The following is a 22336-nucleotide window of genomic DNA, read 5'->3' as shown; positions in this document are numbered from 1 at the left end:
ATTTAAGTATAAGTTTATTATACATGAATTAGACTATTCTGAAAAACGTCCCAGCCCTTGAAATAACTATGCTGAATGTCCTTGTTAAATAAGAAGAAACAAGGTATTTTTATTCAAAATTTTGTTTATATTGAAGGCTGTAATCCTTCTTTAAACGTTGTAAATTGTCTAATGACATTTGTGAATGCAAATTATTTTGTTTAGCCAATTTTTGTTCTAACTCTGTGATTGCTTGTTGTAAAGAAGCTGTATACGTCATGGGTTCAACATTAAATGGTCTAAGTTGAGAACGAGATGCATAACGTTTTTCAAATTGACTCAATGCTTTACGCTCATGAAAAAAGACATTTTCTGTTGACGTTGGATTATGTAAATCACCTTGTTTAGGATGCTTAATTACTTGTTCCACTTGTACTAAGACTTGATTGTCATTCTCTTCAACTATGGATACACCATAACTTCCAGTTTTATGTGCAAATCGATATAACATAATTCATTTCACCCTTTCAAATATGTTAGAATACATATATCATCTTAACATGAAATGGAGAATTTAAATGACGAACTATCCTCAATTAAACACAGAAATTAATGGTAATGAAATTAAATTAGTTATGCACACAAATAAAGGTGACATGACTTTTAAATTATTCCCTGATATCGCACCAAAGACTGTAGAAAATTTTGTGACACATGCAAAAAATGGTTACTACAATGGTGTAACGTTCCATCGCGTTATCAATGACTTTATGGTACAAGGTGGAGACCCTACTGCAAGTGGTATGGGCGGTGAAAGTATTTATGGTGGACCATTTGAAGATGAATTCTCTTTAGAAGCGTTTAATCTTTACGGTGCACTTTCAATGGCGAATTCAGGACCAAACACAAACGGTTCACAATTCTTTGTAGTACAAATGAAAGAGGTTCCAGAGTCAATGTTAAGTCAATTGGCTGATGGAGGCTGGCCAGAGCCAATCGTAAAAGCTTATGGTGAAAAGGGTGGAACACCATGGTTAGATCAAAAACATACAGTATTTGGTCAATTAATCGAAGGTGAAAGTACATTAGAAGATATCGCAGCTACTAAAGTCGGTGCACAAGATAAGCCAGTACATGACATTACAATTGATTCAATTGATGTTGAAGGATAATAATTAAGCAATATTAAGTGTGTTGATAAAGTTAGATTTTATGTTTTTCAATTCAACACTTCATAATAGACGTGTGAAGAACAGGTTGAGACATGATAGATGTCCAACCTGTTTTTTTGATCATTATTCATGCCATGGGTTACTTTATGCAAAGTATATAGGGTTGTGAACTTACTTTTAGATACTTAAATCAACAAATCGTGAAATTTTTCTATATTAATGTTAGTGCCTGTAAGTATTTTATGCTATTATAATAGTGTTAAGTAATACGAAATAAGGGGTTATCACGTTGAATAATCACTATAAAGTAGGTCAACATGTAAAAGTTCGTGTGACTGGTATTCAACCGTATGGCGCTTTTGTAGAAACCCCTGATAATACTGAAGGTTTAATCCATATTTCTGAAATCATGGATGATTACGTCCATAATTTGAAAAAGTTTTTATCAGAAGGTCAAATTGTAAGAGCTAAGGTAATTTCAATTGATGAAGAGGGGAAGATTAACTTCTCTTTAAAGGATAATGATTATTTTAAAAATTATGAACGTAAAAAGGAAAAGCAATCAGTATTAGATGAAATTAAAGAAACCGAAAAATATGGGTTTCAAACAATTAAAGAACGCTTACCGGTTTGGATTAAACAGTCCAAAAACGCGATTAAAGATGAGTAATCATCTTCAGAACGCTAACACTTGAATGAGTGTTTAGCGTTTTTTTATGTAGTGTTGAAGGTTAATGAATTAAGTTGAATGTTAAAGCTAAGCTATATAATTTATTGATGCAAACGGTATATAAACCTAATGTACAGGGATTGATAAATAATTAAATTTAAATATATACATGCGCAAGCATATTGTTTTCATTTGAGGTTGAAAATAGTTAGAATTAGGTAGTATTAAAAAAGAGTTATTATATTTAATAACATATTAGGAGGATTTTTAAGAATGGAATCAAAATTTCAACCTTTATTTGAGTCATTAACTTTACCAAATAAAGTAGAATTAAAAAATAGATTTGTATTAGCACCGTTAACACATGTTTCTTCGAATGATGATGGTACAATTTCTGAAGAAGAATTAGTTTATATGGAACAGCGTTCAAAGGATGTAGGTTTAGCTATTTCAGCGGCTAGTAATGTTACAGACTTGGGTAAAGCATTCCCAGGGCAACCATCAGTAGCACATGATTCAGATTTAGAAGGTTTGAAACGTTTAGCTAAAGTAATGAAGAAGAATGGTGCGAAAGCGGTCGTGCAAATTCATCATGGCGGTGCGCAAGCATTACCTAATTTAACACCGAATGGTGATGTTGCTGCACCAAGTCCTATTTCCATGAAAAGCTTTGGTGAACAAGAGGCACATGATGCTCGAGAAATTACAGTTGAAGAAATTCATGAATCTATTAAAGCATTTGGCGAAGCAACTCGACGTGTTATTGAAGCAGGTTTTGATGGTGTGGAAATACATGGCGCCAATCATTATTTAATTCATCAATTTGTTTCACCTTACTATAATCGACGTGAAGATGAGTGGGGACAAGATCGACTTAAATTTGCTTTATCCGTAGTAGATGAAGTTACATCTACTGTAAAGACACATGCGGATGAATCATTTATTGTAGGATATCGTTTTTCTCCTGAAGAAGCAGAATCTCCTGGTATCAGCATGGAAATCACGGAAGAATTAGTGAAACATTTAATTGATAAACCATTAGACTATCTACACGTTTCATTGATGGATATTTACTCAACGACACGTGAAGGTAAATATAAAGATCAACAACGAGTTGAATTATTACATGAATGGATTGATGGACGTATGCCATTAATTGGTATAGGATCAATCTTTACAGCACAACAAGCATTAGATGCAATTGAAAATACAGATGCAGATCTTATTGCTTTAGGCCGTGAAATATTACTTGATCACAATTTTGTAAGTAAGATAGTAGAAGGTAAGGAAGATGAAATCATTTCACAATTTGATGGTACAAGAGCGGATAAACATGAATTACCTATTAAATTATGGACTCAATTTAATAATGCATTTTATCCTTTACCAAGAACAGATGGGAAATAATATGAATTAATATCATAGCTATTCAATATTTATAATAAGACAGGTGCAATATTTATAATTTTGACGATTTTTAAGCAGTGTTTCAATACTGTAGAAGAAACGTTAGTAGATTATGAATAGCTGCACCTGTTTTTAATATTGTTAACTAAAGTTGTAGCATATCATCCAACCATAGCTTGATGACAAAGTTCTGTAAAAGTATATAATCAAGCACAGTAAATTATAATGATGAGGTGTTGGAAGCATATGAAACAAGCATTATATACAAAGACAGTTGTAACATTGATTCATAAACGACATAAGTTATATCAAGGTATAAAACATAAAAATGAATACAAGCAATTACTTAATCAATGGAAATTAGTATTTAAATAAATTTTAAGTTTAATAATCATTAGAATTTACTATTATTTGAATGATTAATAATGCAATAAATTGCAAGAAAAGTAAGTGGAAAATTTATTTGAGAATTTAATATTATGGTCTTGTGTTAAGCGTAAAGGTTGTGTCATTATATATGTAAGGGCTTTCATTGAATTGAACTGATTACAACAGTACTTGTCAAAGCTTTTTCCTAAATATTCATCTAGCGAACTGAGATGCAATAACTCTTTTTGAAAATAGTTTCAGTTTACGTTTAAATACGTTATGCTAGGAGTAAGTATTGTTAAAGAGTCAAAAAAGGCTCTTAAATTTAAACTAAGGGGAGATATCATGTCAAGATCAGAAGAAATCATTGAGTTAACAAACCATTATGGAGCATCAAACTATGTGCCACTTCCAATCGTTATTTCGGAAGCTGAAGGCGTATGGGTTAAAGATCCTGAAGGTAACAAGTATATGGATATGTTATCAGCATATTCAGCTGTAAACCAAGGTCATAGACACCCAAAGATTATTCAAGCGTTAAAAGATCAAGCAGATAAAGTTACTTTAGTTTCTCGTGCGTTTCATAGTGATAATTTAGGTGAATGGTACGAAAAAATTTGTAAGCTTTCTGGTAAAGAAAAGGCTTTACCAATGAACACTGGTGCAGAAGCTGTTGAAACAGCGTTAAAAGCTGCACGTCGTTGGGCTTATGATGTAAAAAACATTGAACCTAATAAAGCAGAAATCATTGCATTCAATGGTAACTTCCATGGTCGTACAATGGCGCCAGTATCATTGTCTTCGGAAGCAGAGTATCAAAGAGGATATGGTCCTTTATTGGATGGATTTAGAAAGGTTGATTTCGGTGATATTGAAGCAATTAAAGCCGCTGTAAATGAAAATACTGCCGCTATTTTAATTGAACCAATTCAAGGGGAAGCAGGAATTAACGTTCCACCAGAAGGATACTTAAAAGCGATTAGAGAGTTATGTGATGAGCATAATATTTTATTTATAGCAGATGAAATTCAAGCAGGATTAGGTCGTTCAGGTAAATTGTTCGCAACAGATTGGGACAATGTAAAACCAGATGTTTACATTTTAGGTAAAGCATTAGGTGGTGGCGTATTGCCAATTTCTGTTGTATTAGCAGATGAAGAAGTATTAGGCGTGTTTACACCTGGTTCACACGGTTCTACATTTGGTGGAAATCCACTTGCTTGTGCCGTTTCAAATGCTGCTTTGGATGTAATTGTAGATGAGGATTTACCAGGTCGTTCATTAGAGTTAGGTGAATACTTCAAATCAGAATTACAAAAGATAAATCATCCATCTATTAAAGAAGTACGTGGTAAAGGATTATTTATCGGAATTGAATTAACTGAAAATGCTAGACCATATTGTGAAGCATTAAAGGAAAAAGGTTTATTGTGTAAAGAGACACATGATACGGTAATAAGATTTGCGCCACCATTGATAATTTCTAAGGAAGAATTGGACTTTGCACTAGAAAAAGTGAGAAGTGTATTCGAATAATTAGCGTTATGTAATATAAGTATTTAAAACACTTTAAAAAGAAAAATCTTATGTTACAATTAGCATGAAAGCGAAATCATTAGTAACGAAAAAGAGGCGAAATGGATCATGACTGAGAATAATAATTTAGTTACTTCTACGCAACAAATTATTAAAGAAGCATTGCATAAATTAGGTTTTGACGATGGCATGTATGATTTAGTAAAGGAGCCATTAAGATTCTTACAAGTAAGAATTCCAGTACGTATGGACGATGGTACAGTTAAGACCTTTACGGGTTATCGTGCACAACACAATGATGCTGTAGGACCAACAAAAGGTGGCGTCAGATTCCACCCTGATGTTGATGAAGAAGAAGTTAAAGCATTGTCAATGTGGATGACATTGAAATGTGGCATTGTGGACTTACCATATGGTGGTGGTAAAGGTGGTATTATTTGTGATCCACGTCAAATGAGTATTCACGAGGTAGAGCGTCTTTCTAGAGGCTATGTTCGTGCAATTTCTCAATTTGTTGGACCAACAAAGGATATTCCTGCACCAGATGTTTTCACAAACTCTCAAATTATGGCATGGATGATGGACGAATATAGTTCATTGGATAAATTTAACTCTCCAGGTTTTATCACTGGTAAACCGATTGTATTAGGAGGCTCACAAGGACGTGACCGTTCTACTGCATTAGGTGTAGTTATTGCGATTGAGCAAGCTGCTAAACGTAGAGGTTTAGAAATCAAAGGTTCACGTATTGTAATCCAAGGTTTCGGTAACGCTGGTAGTTTCTTAGCGAAATTCTTATTTGATATGGGCGCTAAAATTGTCGGTATTTCTGATGCTTATGGTGCGTTACACGATCCTGAAGGCTTAGATATCGATTACTTATTAGATAGAAGAGACAGTTTCGGTACAGTAACAAACCTATTTGAAGATACGATTTCAAATAAAGAATTATTCGAAATTGATTGTGATGTATTAGTACCTGCAGCAATTGCTAACCAAATTACTGCAGATAATGCACATGATATTAAAGCAGATGTAGTGGTTGAAGCAGCTAATGGACCAACAACACCAGAAGGTACACGTATTTTAACTGAACGCGGTATCTTATTAGTACCTGATGTATTAGCAAGTGCTGGTGGTGTAACAGTTTCTTACTTCGAATGGGTACAAAATAACCAAGGTTATTATTGGACTGAAGAAGAGGTTAATACGAAACTTCGTGAAAAGCTTACAACAGCTTTTGATACAATTTATGAATTATCACAAAACCGTAAGATTGACATGCGTTTAGCTGCGTATATTGTAGGTATCAAACGTACTGCAGAGGCTGCACGTTATCGTGGTTGGGCTTAATCATTATCTCGGTATGATTAGCTGTAAAGATAATTTAGACTAAAGTACAGTCATAAATATTTGTAATTAAAGCAAGGGACAATTTCTATTGTAATTTAATAGAAGTTGTTCCTTTTTTATATCAAAATTCAGCACTGAATTTTTCTAATTGTATAGTTTAATATGTAATCTAAAAAGCCAACCTAAAAGATTACATTAATCTCATAGATTGGCAGATTGGCAATAGTGATCGTATTGTTATTGAATTATTTATTTACTTTCATCTACAACTTGTTTGTATACATCTGCATAGTTAGTGAAAACACCGTCTACACCATAGCTATTAAGACGCTCCATATCGGCTTTATTGTTTACTGTAAATGGATGAACTAAGAATCCCATTTCCTTTAAGTGTTGTACGTTATCTTTAGTTAAGTCAGAATATTCGGGACCTACACCAATTGCTGTGTTTTTAATACTTTCTAAATCTTGATCTGTAAGATTAGGTAATTCACCTTTGTCTAATAATCTTACAAGTGGTACGTCAGAATTTAGATTATGCATTTTTTCTAGACTTGCTTGTGAAAATGATTGAATCATAACATGTCCATTTTTTAAAGATTGATTTGTTAACATGTGATGTTTATCTAAAGTATCTAATAATTTTTCTTCCATACCAGGATACACATCAGGTGATTTTGTTTCGATATAATAGTTTGCATCTGTACCATATCTGTCTAAAATTTCATCTAGTGTTGGCACTTCTGCACCTTTATATTGCTCATCTGCGTATTCAGGATGTTGCTCATTGAATTTACTGCCAGCGTCTAATTTTTTCAGTTCCTCTAATGTATAAGAGTCAACTCGACCTGTACCATTAGTCGTTCTATCGACTGTTTCATCATGCATTGCTACAAGGTGCCCGTCTTTTGTCATTTGTAAATCAATTTCGATGTAAGATGCACCTAATTCATTATGACTCTTATCATAAGAATATAAAGTGTGTTCAGGTGCATAGCCACTAGCGCCTCTATGGGCGATTGTTGTAAACTTTTCTCCTGTTAAATTATGTATTTCCTTGTTTTTTGCACTTTTTTCTGTTGCTTCTGAAAGTGGTCTCGCAGAAGTTGAACTATTTTCATTTTTATTAGTAGTTGTGTTATTTTGAGGTGATTTATTTACTTTGTCTTGTGGTGTGGGTGTATTTTGTTCTTGGTTATCAGATTCTGAATGGTTTTGATTCGCATGTTGTGATTTCTGTTGTGATTGATTGTCAGTTTGTTGCTTGGTATTAGCAGTTGTGTCTGATTGTTCAGGGGATGGATTAGTAGTTTCTGTAGTTGAATTGGTAGCACTTTGTGTTTGTTCTTGAGTGTTGTCTTGTGTTTGCTGTGTAGAATCATTAGGTGATTGTATTGTATTTTGCTTTTGTGTTGAATCCGTATTTTCATCTGCTTTAGCCATTGCTGTAGAAGCTAGTAAAGATAAAGATAAAGCTGTCATACTGGTTACCATAATTCTTTTTGCATTTTTCATAAGTGCTTCACTCCTTAAAATGAACTGTACACTGTACTTACCTTAGAATTTAATTGTTTAAACACTATTTACATTTTCTTTATTTTAAGTATAAAAAATTAATTATAGTTTAATAAATTAAATGTTTAAGAATAAAAGTGGTGTATTTAGGGTGATGAGGCACAATTTATAAATAGGTAATAGTAATATTTAGTATCAATAGAATGAAAATAATAAGGATAATGCTAGAACATAAATCCCCAGCATTAAGCCCATCAAAGATCAAAAATCTTTGATGGGCTTGTTATTTATATCAATACTACATATTGTTATTGCTCGCTTAACTAGAGGCTGGATCGAGCCTTGGTCTCGACACGCATCCTACTCCCATAGGTATTTCGTAAACAAAACGCAGTTCTTAAATGTTATTACTCCAATAAATAAGACACTTTATAATGAATTAATTGAAACAGCAATTATCTCTGAGATACAACAAGAAATGAATAACGAATTAAGTGACGAATATTTAAATAAAATCGCAAATTATCCATTTTATTTAAGTCTAGAAGACTAATGTCCCAGAGTTATCCTTAATTGTATAGTGTTATTCTTTATTTTTACTTTTTATAACTTTAAGTTGCTCTTTAACCGCTGCTTGACCAGTCGAGCCATAACTAATTCGACGGCTCACACAATTTTCAGGTTTAAGATAATCATAAATATCAGCTTCTATACTTGGGTGTGCTTGTTGATATTCAGTTAACGGTACATCTAGGAGGTATACATTATTTTGTATAGACCATAGCACAATTTTACCGACAATTTCATGCGCATTTCTGAATGGTACACCTTTGTTTACTAAATAATCTGCTAGTTCAGTTGCATTAGAGAAATCATTGTAGACAGTTGATTGTAACTGTTCAACATTAATAGTCATCGTATCAACCATACCTTCAAATATTCTTAACGAACCTTTAAGCGTATGCACTGCATCAAATAGACCTTCTTTATCCTCTTGCATATCTTTATTGTATGCTAACGGTAAGCCCTTCAAAGTCATCAACATGCTCATTAAATGACCAGTAGTTCTACCTACTTTACCTCTAATCAATTCAGCCATATCTGGATTTTTCTTTTGTGGCATAATTGATGATCCAGTTGAGAATGCATCTGATAAGGTAATAAAATTGGCTTCTGCAGAAGACCAGAAGATGATTTCCTCTGCAAAACGTGATAAGTGAACCATTGTTAACGAAATATTATGCAATGTTTCAACAATGTAATCTCTATCACTAACAGCATCCATACTATTTTCATATAAAGAACCAAAGTCTAATAATGATTGTGTTTCATGGCGATCGATAGGGTATGTCGTACCACTTAAAGCTGCTGCGCCTAATGGTGAAATATCAATACGCTTAATACTATCTTGGAAACGTGATTTATCACGCTCTAACATCCAATAATAAGTTAAGATGTGATGCGCAAATGAGATAGGTTGTGCTCTTTGTAAGTGTGTATAACCTGGCATGATTGTATCAATATTATCCTCTGCTACAGAAACGATGGTTGCTTGAAATGATTCAATTAAAGCGATTAGTTCAGTTACTTCTGATTTCGTATATAAGTGCATATCCGTCGCAACTTGATCATTTCTACTACGACCAGTATGCAATCTACCACCAGCGTCACCAATACGTTTGATGAGTTCATGTTCAATATTAAGGTGAATGTCTTCTAATGAAACATCTAAATCTAATTTATTTTGTTTATAATCAGCGAGTATATCGTTTAATCCTTGTTTAATTTGCTCACAATCCGAATTAGAAATAATACCTTGATTTGCTAACATAGTGGCATGAGCAATACTTCCTTGCACATCGTATTCAATTAATGCTTTATCGAAGTGGATGGAAGCATTGAATTCATCGACCCATGCTTCCGGTTGTTCACTAAATCTACCACCCCAAGCTTTATTGCTCATCGTGATAACCACCATGTAACATTGAATTTACTTGTGTAGGTAAGCCAAAGATATCGATAAAGCCGACTGCTGATTCTTGATTGAATGCATCTTCCTTAGTATACGTCGCTAATTTTTCATTGTATAAAGTATGAGGTGATTTTCTACCATTTACAATTGCATTACCTTTATATAATTTGACACGTACTTCACCAGAAACATACTTTTGTGTACTGTCGACAAATAATTTTAAACTGTCAGTTAAAGGTGAGAACCATAAGCCGTTATAAATTTGTTCTGCAAATTGCTTTTCAATAATTGGTTTAAAATGAGCAACATCTTTCGTCAATGTAATCGTTTCTAATGATTTATGTGCATTAACAATAACTTCTGCAGCTGGTGTTTCATATACTTCTCTTGATTTAATACCAACTAATCTATTTTCAACATGGTCGATTCTGCCGATTCCATGCTTACCAGCTAATTTATTTAAATATAAAATTAATTCACTTAATTTATAAGATTTGCCGTCTAACGCAGTAGGGATACCTTGTTCAAAAGTTAAGACAATTTCATCCGCTTCATCAGGTGCATCTTCTAATTCTTGAGTTAAATCATATGCATCCTTTGGAGGCGCAGCATAAGGATCTTCTAAGATACCGCATTCGTTACTTCTACCCCATAAATTTTGGTCAATTGAATATGGAGAGTCATGTTGAATAGGTACTGGAATGTTATGTTTAATAGCGTAATCAATTTCTTCTTCACGACTCCATGCCCATTCTCTAACTGGAGCAAATACTTTTAATTCAGGATCTAATGCTTTGATTGCCACTTCGAAACGTACTTGGTCATTACCTTTACCAGTACAACCATGTGCAATACCTACAGCATTTGTTTTATCTGCAATTTCAACTAATTTTTTTGAAATTAGAGGTCTTGATAATGCTGAGACAAGAGGGTAAGTGCCTTCATACATTAAATTACCTTTGATTGCATATGAAACGAAATCTTCACTGAACTCTTCAGTTGCATCAATGATATGACATTCGATTGCACCCATGTCTAATGCTTTTTGGTGTACTAATTCTAAATCTTTACCTTCACCAACATCTAAACAACATGCTACAACATCATAACCTTTGTCGATTAACCATTTCACTGCAACACTTGTATCTAATCCACCTGAATATGCTAATACTATTTTTTCCTTCATTATTTCCACCTCGGTTTAAAATTTGCTAATTATTTTTTAACTTTGTTTATTTGATAAAATCAGTATAACAGAAAGATAATGAAAATAAAACCACTTTTATACATAAATATACATTTTTATGAAAATTGTGAGTAGAAACTTTTATATCATATGACCTTTAATAATAAAGTATATCGCTTTTTATAGATATAATTGTAAATGTATATAAATGTGAATATAATGATATGGGAATTATTGCTTAGATGAATTAATTGTCACAATTATCGCAATAAATAGGCTAGTTGTTTGAATAGTAAAAATAAACTTAGTAAAATGATTTTGAAATCAAAAACACTGGAGGCAAAATAAATGACTCATATTCAATTAGATTATGGCAAGACTTTAGAATTTTTTGGCGAGCATGAATTAGAACAACAAAAAGATATTGTTAAAACAATTCATAAAACAATACATGAAGGTACAGGTGCTGGCAGTGATTTCTTAGGTTGGATTGACCTACCTGTTAATTATGATAAAGAGGAATTCTCACGAATTTTAGAAGCTTCAAAACGTGTTAAAGCAAACTCAGATGTATTAGTAGTAATCGGAATTGGTGGATCTTATTTAGGTGCACGTGCTGCGATTGAAATGCTAACATCATCTTTCAGAAATAATAATGATTATCCTGAAATCGTATTCGTAGGTAATCACTTATCTTCATCTTATACTCAAGAATTAATTGATTATTTAGATGGAAAGGACTATTCAGTAAACGTAATTTCTAAGTCTGGTACTACTACTGAACCAGCAGTAGCATTTAGATTATTTAAACAGTTGTTAGAAGACAAATATGGTAAAGAAGAAGCGAAGCAACGTATTTTTGCAACAACTGATAAAGAAAAGGGTGCCCTAAAACAACTTGCTACAAATGAAGGTTATGAAACATTTGTCGTTCCAGATGATGTAGGTGGCCGCTATTCTGTATTAACTGCTGTAGGTTTATTACCAATTGCAGCTGCAGGAATTGATATTGAAGCAATGATGAATGGTGCTGCTAAAGCAAGAGAAGAATTATCTTCAGATAATTTAGAGGATAACATTGCATACCAATATGCAACAATGAGAAATATTCTATATGCCAAAGGTTATGACACAGAAATGTTAATTAACTATGAACCATCAATGCAATATTTCAATGAGTGGTGGAAACAATTATTTGGTGAATCTGAAGGTAAAGATTTCAAAGGTATTTATCCTTCAAGCGCTAACTATACAACAGACTTACACTCATTAGGTCAATATGTACAAGAAGGACGTCGTTTCTTATTTGAAACTGTAGTTAAAGTAAATAATCCAAAACACAACATTACAATCGAAGCGGATCCAGATGACTTAGATGGTTTAAACTATTTAGCTGGTAAAACAATCGACGAAGTTAATACGAAAGCATTCGAAGGTACATTATTAGCTCATACTGACGGTGGTGTTCCAAATGTAGTTGTTAATATTCCACGTCTAGACGAAGAAACTTTCGGCTATGTTGTATACTTCTTTGAATTAGCTTGTGCAATGAGTGGATATCAATTAGGCGTTAATCCATTTAACCAACCTGGTGTTGAAGCTTATAAACAAAACATGTTTGCGTTATTAGGTAAACCAGGTTTTGAAGATAAGAAAAAAGAATTAGAAGAACGCCTATAATAGTAGAATACTGTTTGGTGAATCAATATCTTATAGAAAATTAAATAACTTTAAATTATAAGACAGGCAATTTCTATTTACGTTAGATAGAAATTGCCTTTTTTTGCCAATATCATTATTCGAAAGATTGTAAAGCGTGTGTTACACATTATGAATGATACTAGCTTTTATAATATTAAAAAATTTATAGTACTTGAGACTGATTTATTGTAAAAAGGGGACATAATTGTTTTAAAAAACAGCATATAAACTTATAATTATTAAGTACAGTAAACTTTAGGGAATGGTGGTCATGACACAAGAGCAAGTCCAACATTGGTTTGATCTATTTGGGGATTTAGGTTATATTGTCGGATTTTTATTACCTTTTATAGAAGCATTTATACCAATTTTACCGATAATCGTGTTTGTAATTGTGAATGTAAATGCTTATGGTTTATTAATTGGTACGTTATTAGCTTGGTTAGGTACTGTGATTGGGAGTTATATTGTCTTTTTAATATTCAGAAGGTTAACACATACAAAATATATGCAAAAAATACAAAATCGTAAATCGGTACAGCGCTTAATTCATTTTATAGATAGACATGGTGTGATACCCATATTTATATTATTATGCTTTCCATTTACGCCGAGTGCGCTTGTCAATATTGTTGCTAGCTTGTCGCATATAAAAGCACATGTGTATTTATATGTGTTATTTGCATCTAAGTTAATCATGATAGGACTTATTGGGTGGTTAGGTAGCGATATTACCACACTGTTTACGAATCCATTTAGATTAATTATTGTAATCTTAATCATTGTACTGATGTGGTTTATAGGTCATCGTATTGAGAAACATTTTATGCATTCGTCAGAGGAGTGACAACATGCAACGGATACTAAAACATTTGATTTTAATTATCATTGCGATTATGATTGTAATATTAATCCAAGCGTTACTTGTTACAGGCTTTGTTGTAAAGGATGATCGGATGTCTCCGAATTTAAACAAAGGTGATAGAATTATTGTAAATAAGATTAAAAGCACTTTTAATTTATTAGAAAATAATGATATTATTATGTACCGTAACGGAAATCATATAGAAATAAGTAGAATTATTGGAAAGCCTGGTCAATCCATTGCTTATAAAAATGAAACGTTATATAGAGATGATAGAAAAGTAAATGAATCTTATAGTAAAGGCCAGCAGATAGAATCCTTATCATTAAGGCATATAAAACATTCAGAAGGTGATATTGTACCGCCGAATGCTTACTTTGTCCTAAATGATCAAAGAACAGATAAACAAGATTCACGAACATATGGCTTGATATCAAGCAAAGATATTATTGGAAATGTGAGTTTGAGGTTTTATCCTTTTAATAAATTCACAGTAGATTTTAACTAAATGGATGAGGTGTAAACATTGAGAAAAGAGATAATGGAATGGTTCGTATCGATTGTCGTTGCAGTAGCATTAGTATTGCTTATCATGAACTTTGTTGCGAAACCATATACTGTTAAGGGTGATTCTATGGACCCGACACTTAAAGATGGTGAGCGTGTCGTAGTAAACTTATTCGGATATAAGTTTGGCGATATTAAAAAAGGTAATGTCGTTGTATTCCATGCAACAAAAGATAGTGATTATGTAAAACGTGTAATTGGTACAGCTGGTGATAACGTTGAGTATAAGAAAGATAAATTATACGTAAATGGTAAAAAAGTGGATGAACCATATTTAGACTACAATGAAAAGCATAAGCAATATAACTATATTACAGGTTCATTTAAAACTAAAGATTTAAATCAAGTTAACCAGAAAAATACCATTCCAAAAGATAAATTACTTGTCTTAGGTGATAACAGAGAAGTAAGTAAAGATAGTCGTTCATTTGGTTTAATTGATAAAGACCAAGTGGTAGGAAAGGTTTCATTTAGTTTCTGGCCATTAAATGAAATGAAATTTGGATTTGATCCAGATACAAATTATGATAAATAATGTGAAGAGGCAATTTCTATTGAATTTAGATAGAAATTGTCTTTTTCTATCTCTACAAATGTAAAAGTGATTGTCATATGTTGCTAACTTTATAATTCAAGGCACTGTTATTTTACACATCGATAATCAAACTGTTACATACAAGTACCTAGCAAATGCTTGTCCTTTCATTCAATATTTAATTGAGAGAGACTTTGAAGTTTAAATTAGTAAGTTAAATTATGATTGTTGAATGACTGATCATATAATGAACTTTGTTCTATAGATAATGATTATTAAGTTATAGCTTCAAATTAAACATTATAGCAATTGGAGTAATTATTAAAAAGATAAACGATACACAATATATTATATGTTAAAATATGGTCAAAGGAGTGGGATATGTCATGGAATTTAATGCCTTTATTGGAAGAGCGGGAACGGGAAAATCATATAAAATGTTACAAGAAATTCGCCAAGAGATGAAAGAACGTCCACTAGGTGATCCAATTGTATTAATTGCACCAACACAAAATACCTTCCAACTTGAACAAGCCTTTGTAAATGATCCAGAACTTAATGGTAGTTTGAGAACTGAAGTATTGCACTTTGAAAGATTAAGTTATCGTGTGTTCCAAGAAGTTGGGGGACTAATGGAACAACAATTAACAAAAACTGGTACTGAAATGATGATTTATGACATTATTCAACAGCATCAGGCAGAATTGAAATTATATCGTTCACAGGTTAAGTATTATGGCTTTAGTGAAAAGTTATATGAACAAATTCAAGACTTTAAAAAATATAGCGTCTCACCTGAACAACTTGAAACATACATCTCAGAAAATACATTACAAACACGAACGCGACATAAATTAGAAGATATAGCGTTAATCTATAAACATTTAGAAAATAGAATTAGCGGTGAATTTGTCTCAACTGAGGACTGTTTAAATCGATTTATAACATTAATGGACCAGTCTGAAAGGTTGAAACGTACTGAAATATACATAGATGGGTTCCATAACTTTTCCACTTTAGAATATCAAATTATTAAAGGGTTAGTTAAGCATGCTAAAAAGGTAACCGTATTATTAACAACTGATGGTGATAAAGATCCATTTAGTTTATTTAGAAAGCCATCGGAATCCTTGACGCATCTTGAAGATATAGCAAACGAACTTAATATACCTTTAAATATTCAACGCTTCACGCAACAACATCGTTTTCAAAATGAAGACTTAGCGCATTTAGAGCATCATTTTAATGCTTTGCAATTCGAACCTAAAAATGTAGCGGATAATGTTGAAATATTAGAAGCGTCAATTATGCGAGAAGAAATTAATGAAATTGCAAGAAGCATATTAAAGGAAACTAGAGAAGAAGGACTTCGCTTTCAAGATATAGCCATACTTTATAGAGATGATAGTTATGCTTATTTATTGGAATCTATTCTACCGCAATTTGATATTCCATTTAATATTGATATTAAACCGTCAATGACGCATCACCCAATTATGGAAATGATTCGTTCACTCATTGAAGTCATTCAAACGAATTGGAATTTTGAGCCGATTATGCGTTTGCTAAAAACAAATGTATTAACAAAGCAATATAAAGATAGTAGTTATCTTATTGATATATTGGAAAATTTCGTACTTGAACGAGGAATTTATGGAAAACGTTGGATGGATGATAGTTATTTCCAAGTTGAACAATTTAGGAAAATGGGATTGAAACGTCAACCATTGACTGATAGTGAACGAGAGACATTTGAACGTGTGATTCAATTAAAATCTTATGTAATGGATAAAATTCTATTGTTTGAGCAACGTTTAAGCCAGGCGAACACAGCGCTAGAGTTTGCAACTGCATTTTATGAAGCAATGGAAGCATTTGATTTACCGAGTGATTTAATGACTGAGAGAGATCAGTTTGACGCGAACGAGGAACATAGAAAGGCAGAAGAAATTGATCAACTATGGAATGGGTTGATTCAGACGTTAGACGATTTAGTCACAGTATTTGGTAATAATACGTTGACACAATCACGCTTTTTAGAATTATTGGATGTCGGTTTAGATCAATTGGAGTTTGTGATGATACCTCAAACGATTGATCAAGTTAGTATAGGAACAATGGACTTAGCAAAAGTAGATAATAAGGCACATGTCTATATGGTCGGTGTAAATGATGGGACTATGCCACAAACTGTAGCATCATCAAGTCTGATCACTGATGATGAGAAGAAGTATTTTCAAGCACAGTCTAATCTAGAATTAAGTCCTACAGCTGACATTTTACAAATGGATGAAGCATTTGTTTGTTATATTGCCATGACGAGAAGTAGAGCGAAAATCACATTTTCTTATGCCTTGATGGGAGCAAGTGGAGATCAAAAGGAACGAAGCCCGTTTATCGATCAAATCATGGAGTTATACCATAATTTAGAAGTGACAAATATTCATCACATGCATCAAGCCCAACCGTTAACATTAATGGAACATCCGCATCAAACTAAAATTGCCTTGTTTGAATCATTAAAGGCTTGGCTAGATGATGAAATTGTCGCTGATACTTGGTTAGATACATATCAAGTTATGAGGGATGATGAACGACTCAATGATGGACTAGCTTACTTAGTTTCGGCACTCACCTTTGATAATGAAACAGTGCAACTCAATCAACAACAAGCTAAAGCTTTGTATGGAAAGCAAATTAATGCAAGTGTATCTAGATTTGAAGGTTATCAAGCATGTCCATTTAAACACTTCACATCACATGGTTTAAGACTAAATGAACGTACAAAATACAAATTAGAAAACTTTGATTTAGGTGATATTTTCCATCAAGTATTAAAGCTCATATCTGAGAAAATTAATGGTGATTTTAAGAATTTAAATTTAACACAAATTAGAAAGTTAACACATGATGGTTTGACTGAAATACTGCCTGAGGTACAGTTCAATCTTTTAAATTCAACCGCATATTATCGTTATCTATCACAAAGAATAGGTGCTATTGTTGAAACAACGTTAACTGCACTTAAATATCAAGGTAGTTACAGTGAATTCAAGCCTCAAAGGTTTGAAGCGAGCTTTAGAAAGAATCCTAGAAATCCGGAAGATTTACAAGCGATGCCATTAATTACGGAGCAAGGCATTCCAATCAATATTCGTGGGCAAATTGATCGTATTGATACGTATAATCACGATAATGAAAGTTTTGTAAACATTATTGATTATAAGTCATCTAAGTATAGTGGTACTTTGGATTTGACGAAAGTATACTATGGCATGCAAATGCAAATGATGACATATATGGATATTGTATTACAAAATAAACAACGCTTAGGTTTAAATCCTCTGACACAACCAGGGGGATTACTATATTTCCACGTGCACGAACCGCGTCTCCAATTAGCATGGAATGAATTAGATGAAGATAAACGCAATGAAAAGTTTATCAACTCATTTAAATTAAGTGGTTTAGTTAATAACGACACTTCTGTAATAGAAGCGTTCGATAATCGAATGGAACCAAACTATACTTCTGATATTATTCCTGTTGCAATGAAAAAGGATGGCGGTTATAGAAGCGGTAGTAAAGTAGCGGATTCTGATACAATTTATAAGTTAATCAAGCATAATAAAGCTAATTTTGTTAAAACAGCAACTGACATCATGGACGGTCATACCGAAGTAGCGCCACTTAAGTATAATCAAACATTACCTTGTGACTTCTGTAATTATAAGTCTGTGTGTCATGTGGATGGCATGATTGATAGTAAACGTTATAGAACTGTTGACGAAACGATAAATCCATTAGAAGAAGTGCAAAATGTTGAACTAGAAGAAGGTGAGTTTGAATGAATCCAATCCCAGTAAAACCAGCGGATACGCGATGGACTGATAATCAATGGAAAAGTATCTATGCCAAAGGTCAAGATATTTTGATTGCTGCCGCTGCAGGATCTGGAAAGACTGCAGTGTTAGTAGAACGTATCATACAGCGAATATTAAATGACAATATAGATGTTGATAAATTATTAGTTGTGACATTTACAAATGCCAGTGCAAGAGAAATGAAGCAACGTGTGGATCAACGTATCCAAGAAGCATCGCTTGAGGATCCGAATAATAGTCATTTAAAAAACCAAAGAATTAAAATTCATCAAGCTCAAATTTCAACACTACATAGTTTTTGTCTGAAATTAATTCAAAATCATTATGATGTACTTGATATTGATCCAAACTTCAGAACAAGTAGTGAAGCAGAAAACATTTTATTATTAGAGCAAACGATTGATGAAGTGCTAGAGCAACATTATGATGTGTTGAATCCTAGTTTTGTTGATTTAACTGAACAATTATCTTCCGACAGAAATGATAATCAATTGCGTCAAACAATTAAAGATATGTACTTTTTTAGTGTAGCTAACCCCAATCCTTTTGAGTGGTTACAAAATTTATCTGAACCATACGAGAATAAGAATGAACAAGAAAAATTATTAGAACTTTTAAACCATGTGGCAATGATATTTATGAAATCAGCATTAGAAGCGCTAAATAAAAGTTATGATCTATTTTCAATGTTAGAGGAAGTGGATAAACAAGTTGATATTATTGAGAGAGAACGTAAATTTATGTCTGCAGCGATAGAAGGCGGCATATTAAATACAGAAGTAATCAGTAACCATCAATTTGAACCACGTTTCCCATCGAAAACAAAGAAAGTTAAAGAAGCAAACGAAATGATGTTAGATGCTTATGACGACGGTAAGAAGCATTATGATCATTATAAAGAATTAGTTTCTAAGGTGAAATTAGACTACTATACGAGAACTGCAGATGAGTTAATGTATGATATGCAACAATTAGCGCCAAGAGTGGCTTATTTAGCTGAAGTGACCGCAGATGTTATCGAGCAATTTAATGCGAAAAAGCGTAGTAGAAATTTACTTGATTTCTCTGATTATGAACATTTTGCATTGAAAATATTGTTAACTGAAGATGGAACACCTTCTGAAATAGCGGAAATGTATCGCCAACAATTTGAGGAAATATTGGTAGATGAATATCAAGATACGAACCGAGTACAAGAAAAAATTATTTCTTGTATCAAACGTGGCAATGAAGCCGATGGGAATTTATTTATGGTTGGTGATGTAAAGCAATCGATTTACAAATTTAGACAGGCAGATCCAAGTCTATTTATCGATAAATACAATCGCTTTACGGTTGATGGTTCGGAACATGGTTTGCGCATAGATTTATCTCAAAATTTCCGTTCTCGTAAAGAAGTGCTAACAACGACGAATTATTTATTCAAACATATGATGGATGAAGCGGTAGGGGAAATCGTTTATGATGATGCTGCACAACTTTATTATGGAGCACCATTTGATGAGACTTCACATCATATACAAATGAATATGTTAATTGAAGATAAAGGGTCAGATTTAAGTGCAGCTGAACAAGAAGCGGAATATATTGTGCAACAAGTTGAAAATATAATGACTGAACAAGAGATATATGATATAAAAACTGGACGTTATCGCAAGCCAAATTATAAAGATATTGTTATTTTAGAACGATCTTATGGACAAGCACGAAAAATTCAACAAGCATTTAAAGATCACAATATCCCATTCCATGTAAACAGTAAGGAAGGTTATTTCGAACAATCTGAAGTCCAACTCATTTTGTCATTTTTAAGAACTGTAGACAATCCATTACAGGATATCTATTTGGTTGGTTTAATGCGGTCAGTCATATATCAATTTACTGAAGATGAATTAGCCAATATTCGTATTGAAAGTCCGAACGATGACTATTTTTATCAATCTATACAACAATATCTTAATAGTGAGCATGCGGATAGTAAATTAGTAGAAAAACTAAATGCATTTTTAGCAGATTTAGCAATGTATCAAAACTATAGCCAACACCATCCGGTATATCAATTAATTGATAAATTTTATAATGACCATTATGTTATTCAGTATTTTAGTGGAATGATTGGTGGTAAAGGTAGAAGAGCGAATTTACATGGTTTATTTAATAAAGCAGTAGAATTTGAAAATTCAAGTTTTCGAGGTTTATACCAATTCATTCGCTTTATTGATGAATTGATCGACAGAGGAAAAGACTTTGGTGAGGAAAATGTCATCGGACCTAATGATGACGTAGTTAGAATGATGACGATTCATAGTAGTAAAGGTTTAGAATTTCCATTTGTTATTTATTCCGGATTATCACGAAAATTCACGCGAAAGGATTTACAGAAGGCTACGATTTTAAATCAAAGCTATGGCTTGGGGATGAGTTATTATGATGTACAACAACACATTGCGTACCCATCTTTATCTTCAGTGACATATAAGGCCATTGCTGAAAAGGAATTAATATCAGAAGAAATGCGTTTGATTTACGTTGCTTTAACACGTGCTAAAGAACAACTATATTTAATCGGTCGCGTAAAGGATGAAAAAGATATTACGAAATACGAAGAAGTTTCTGTTTCTGGTAGTCATCTACCTGTTAGTTATAGACTTACTGCACAAAAACCACTTGATTTAATTTATCCAATTTTAGCAAAATATCAATCTACATCATTACCAAAAGATTTACGCTTTGAGGCGAATATTGATGATGTGGATGAGGCTATGAAACCGTATGTCCAATTAAATACGGAATTCTATGAAGATATTGCATCTGAAATTGTTGAAGATGTTACTGAACAGCGAACGGTTACTGATATTTATCAAATGAACAATGATTATACCGGTTTACAAGATCAAATAAGACATCAAATGACATATGAATATGCACACCCACATGCAGTTCATAAACCATCTAAGCAGTCTGTATCTGAATTGAAACGTCAATTAGAAACAGAGCAAACAGATACCAATTATGATCGAGTGAGAAAATATAAGATAGGCTCATTATCATATGAACGTCCAGCATTTTTAAGTCATAATAAAAAGCGTAAAGCAAATGAAATTGGTACCTTAATGCATACAGTGATGCAACATCTTCCATTTAAACAAGAAGGCCTAGATGAAACAGCATTAAATGACTATATCGATAGTTTGATTGCTAAAAATATCATTCCTGAAGATGCTAAAAAAGATATTCAAATGGCTGACATTTTGCACTTTATCAACAGTGATTTATATTGCATGATAACAAATAGTGATGCCATATATAGAGAATTACCATTTGTAGTTAATCAACGCGAGGTTGACCATGAACAAATAAGAGATGAGGATGCATCGATTATCCAAGGGATGATTGATTTGATTTTTGAAAAGGATGGTCAATATTATTTCGTGGATTACAAGACTGATGCGTTTAATAGACGACGTAGTATGTCAGATGAGGAAATTGGTGAACAATTAAAGTCTCGTTATAAAGTACAAATGACGTATTATCGAAATACTTTGGAAACAATATTGAATACTAATGTAAAAGGCTACCTATATTTCTTCAAATTTGGTCAGCTTTCAATCGACTAATGATAATA

15 protein-coding genes and 1 pseudogene are annotated in these 22336 nt (G+C 32.7%); 12 read left to right on the top strand and 4 right to left on the bottom strand.

The annotated features are described in order from the left end of the window. Positions 1–109: 109 nt before the first annotated feature. Complete coding sequence (kapB, locus tag JN168_RS09685; protein ID WP_279525842.1) at positions 110–490, bottom strand: sporulation phosphorelay system protein KapB; 381 nt, start codon at positions 488–490, stop codon at positions 110–112. A gap of 67 nt (positions 491–557) precedes the next feature. Between kapB and JN168_RS09680 the strand changes: the two genes are divergently transcribed. The 6 genes from JN168_RS09680 to JN168_RS09655 all read left to right on the top strand — a co-directional run bounded on the left by JN168_RS09680 (position 558) and on the right by JN168_RS09655 (position 6486). Then, a complete protein-coding gene (locus tag JN168_RS09680) occupies positions 558–1151 on the top strand; it encodes a peptidylprolyl isomerase (RefSeq protein ID WP_042739781.1) in 594 nt (197 codons plus the stop codon). Positions 1152–1440: 289 nt separating this feature from the next. Continuing rightward, positions 1441–1821 carry a S1 domain-containing post-transcriptional regulator Ygs gene (gene ygs, locus JN168_RS09675; RefSeq protein ID WP_042739782.1) on the top strand — a complete coding sequence of 127 codons (381 nt, stop codon included), beginning with the start codon at positions 1441–1443 and terminating at the stop codon, positions 1819–1821. 273 nt (positions 1822–2094) lie between these two features. Continuing rightward, a complete protein-coding gene (locus JN168_RS09670) occupies positions 2095–3228 on the top strand; it encodes an NADH-dependent flavin oxidoreductase (RefSeq protein ID WP_042739783.1) in 1134 nt (377 codons plus the stop codon). 246 nt (positions 3229–3474) lie between these two features. Continuing rightward, positions 3475–3603 carry a hypothetical protein gene (locus JN168_RS09665; protein ID WP_257211149.1) on the top strand — a complete coding sequence of 43 codons (129 nt, stop codon included), beginning with the start codon at positions 3475–3477 and terminating at the stop codon, positions 3601–3603. Positions 3604–3942: 339 nt separating this feature from the next. After that, positions 3943–5133: an ornithine--oxo-acid transaminase gene (locus JN168_RS09660; RefSeq protein WP_107512283.1), complete on the top strand. Its 1191-nt coding sequence runs from the start codon at positions 3943–3945 to the stop codon at positions 5131–5133. 108 nt (positions 5134–5241) lie between these two features. Next, positions 5242–6486, top strand: a complete 1245-nt coding sequence (locus JN168_RS09655; protein WP_042739785.1) for a Glu/Leu/Phe/Val family dehydrogenase — start codon at positions 5242–5244, stop codon at positions 6484–6486. 249 nt (positions 6487–6735) lie between these two features. Here JN168_RS09655 and JN168_RS09650 read toward each other — a convergent pair. From JN168_RS09650 to JN168_RS09640, 3 genes and pseudogenes are all read right to left on the bottom strand, one after another. Then, positions 6736–7701, bottom strand: a pseudogene (locus JN168_RS09650) (glycerophosphodiester phosphodiesterase); the annotation flags it as partial. An 883-nt stretch (positions 7702–8584) separates the two neighbouring features. After that, entirely contained in the window at positions 8585–9964 is a 1380-nt protein-coding gene (gene argH, locus JN168_RS09645; protein ID WP_042739786.1) for an argininosuccinate lyase, read from the bottom strand. Continuing rightward, entirely contained in the window at positions 9954–11159 is a 1206-nt protein-coding gene (locus JN168_RS09640; protein WP_042739787.1) for an argininosuccinate synthase, read from the bottom strand. The genes argH and JN168_RS09640 overlap by 11 nt, the downstream gene beginning before the upstream one ends. Positions 11160–11507: 348 nt before the next feature. Here JN168_RS09640 and JN168_RS09635 point away from each other — a divergent pair, with 348 nt between their 5' ends. The 6 genes from JN168_RS09635 (at position 11508) to addA (ending at position 22328) form a co-directional block, all read left to right on the top strand. Further along, complete coding sequence (locus JN168_RS09635) at positions 11508–12839, top strand: glucose-6-phosphate isomerase (protein ID WP_279525841.1); 1332 nt, start codon at positions 11508–11510, stop codon at positions 12837–12839. Positions 12840–13131: 292 nt separating this feature from the next. Further along, the gene (locus JN168_RS09630) at positions 13132–13707 is read left to right on the top strand and encodes a TVP38/TMEM64 family protein (protein ID WP_042739789.1); all 576 of its coding nucleotides are present in this window, start codon (positions 13132–13134) and stop codon (positions 13705–13707) included. A 4-nt stretch (positions 13708–13711) separates the two neighbouring features. After that, the gene (lepB, locus tag JN168_RS09625) at positions 13712–14233 is read left to right on the top strand and encodes a signal peptidase I (protein WP_232139368.1); all 522 of its coding nucleotides are present in this window, start codon (positions 13712–13714) and stop codon (positions 14231–14233) included. Between the two features lie 18 nt (positions 14234–14251). Then, positions 14252–14827, top strand: a complete 576-nt coding sequence (gene lepB, locus JN168_RS09620; RefSeq protein ID WP_042739791.1) for a signal peptidase I — start codon at positions 14252–14254, stop codon at positions 14825–14827. Between the two features lie 386 nt (positions 14828–15213). Beyond that, positions 15214–18678 (top strand): helicase-exonuclease AddAB subunit AddB, encoded by a 3465-nt coding sequence (gene addB / locus JN168_RS09615; RefSeq protein WP_279525840.1) that lies wholly within the window; start codon positions 15214–15216, stop codon positions 18676–18678. Further along, positions 18675–22328, top strand: coding sequence for a helicase-exonuclease AddAB subunit AddA (addA, locus tag JN168_RS09610; protein WP_279525839.1), 3654 nt, complete (start codon positions 18675–18677; stop codon positions 22326–22328). The genes addB and addA overlap by 4 nt, the downstream gene beginning before the upstream one ends. Positions 22329–22336 lie beyond the last annotated feature (8 nt).

The organism is Staphylococcus gallinarum, assembly GCF_029774255.1.
In the GTDB taxonomy this organism is placed as follows: domain Bacteria; phylum Bacillota; class Bacilli; order Staphylococcales; family Staphylococcaceae; genus Staphylococcus; species Staphylococcus gallinarum.
The sequence above is the reverse complement of the archived record's forward strand: the minus strand, read 5'-3'. Positions and strand labels throughout refer to the sequence as shown.

Bases quoted from the DNA above. Each gene is read 5' to 3' on its own strand.
- kapB (WP_279525842.1), bottom strand. From the start codon at position 490: ATGTTATATCGATTTGCACATAAAACTGGAAGTTATGGTGTATCCATA.
- JN168_RS09680 (WP_042739781.1), top strand. From the start codon at position 558: ATGACGAACTATCCTCAATTAAACACAGAAATTAATGGTAATGAAATT.
- JN168_RS09670 (WP_042739783.1), top strand. From the start codon at position 2,095: ATGGAATCAAAATTTCAACCTTTATTTGAGTCATTAACTTTACCAAAT.
- JN168_RS09665 (WP_257211149.1), top strand. From the start codon at position 3,475: ATGAAACAAGCATTATATACAAAGACAGTTGTAACATTGATTCATAAA.
- JN168_RS09660 (WP_107512283.1), top strand. From the start codon at position 3,943: ATGTCAAGATCAGAAGAAATCATTGAGTTAACAAACCATTATGGAGCA.
- JN168_RS09655 (WP_042739785.1), top strand. From the start codon at position 5,242: ATGACTGAGAATAATAATTTAGTTACTTCTACGCAACAAATTATTAAA.
- argH (WP_042739786.1), bottom strand. From the start codon at position 9,964: ATGAGCAATAAAGCTTGGGGTGGTAGATTTAGTGAACAACCGGAAGCA.
- JN168_RS09640 (WP_042739787.1), bottom strand. From the start codon at position 11,159: ATGAAGGAAAAAATAGTATTAGCATATTCAGGTGGATTAGATACAAGT.
- JN168_RS09635 (WP_279525841.1), top strand. From the start codon at position 11,508: ATGACTCATATTCAATTAGATTATGGCAAGACTTTAGAATTTTTTGGC.
- JN168_RS09630 (WP_042739789.1), top strand. From the start codon at position 13,132: ATGACACAAGAGCAAGTCCAACATTGGTTTGATCTATTTGGGGATTTA.
- lepB (WP_232139368.1), top strand. From the start codon at position 13,712: ATGCAACGGATACTAAAACATTTGATTTTAATTATCATTGCGATTATG.
- addB (WP_279525840.1), top strand. From the start codon at position 15,214: ATGGAATTTAATGCCTTTATTGGAAGAGCGGGAACGGGAAAATCATAT.
- addA (WP_279525839.1), top strand. From the start codon at position 18,675: ATGAATCCAATCCCAGTAAAACCAGCGGATACGCGATGGACTGATAAT.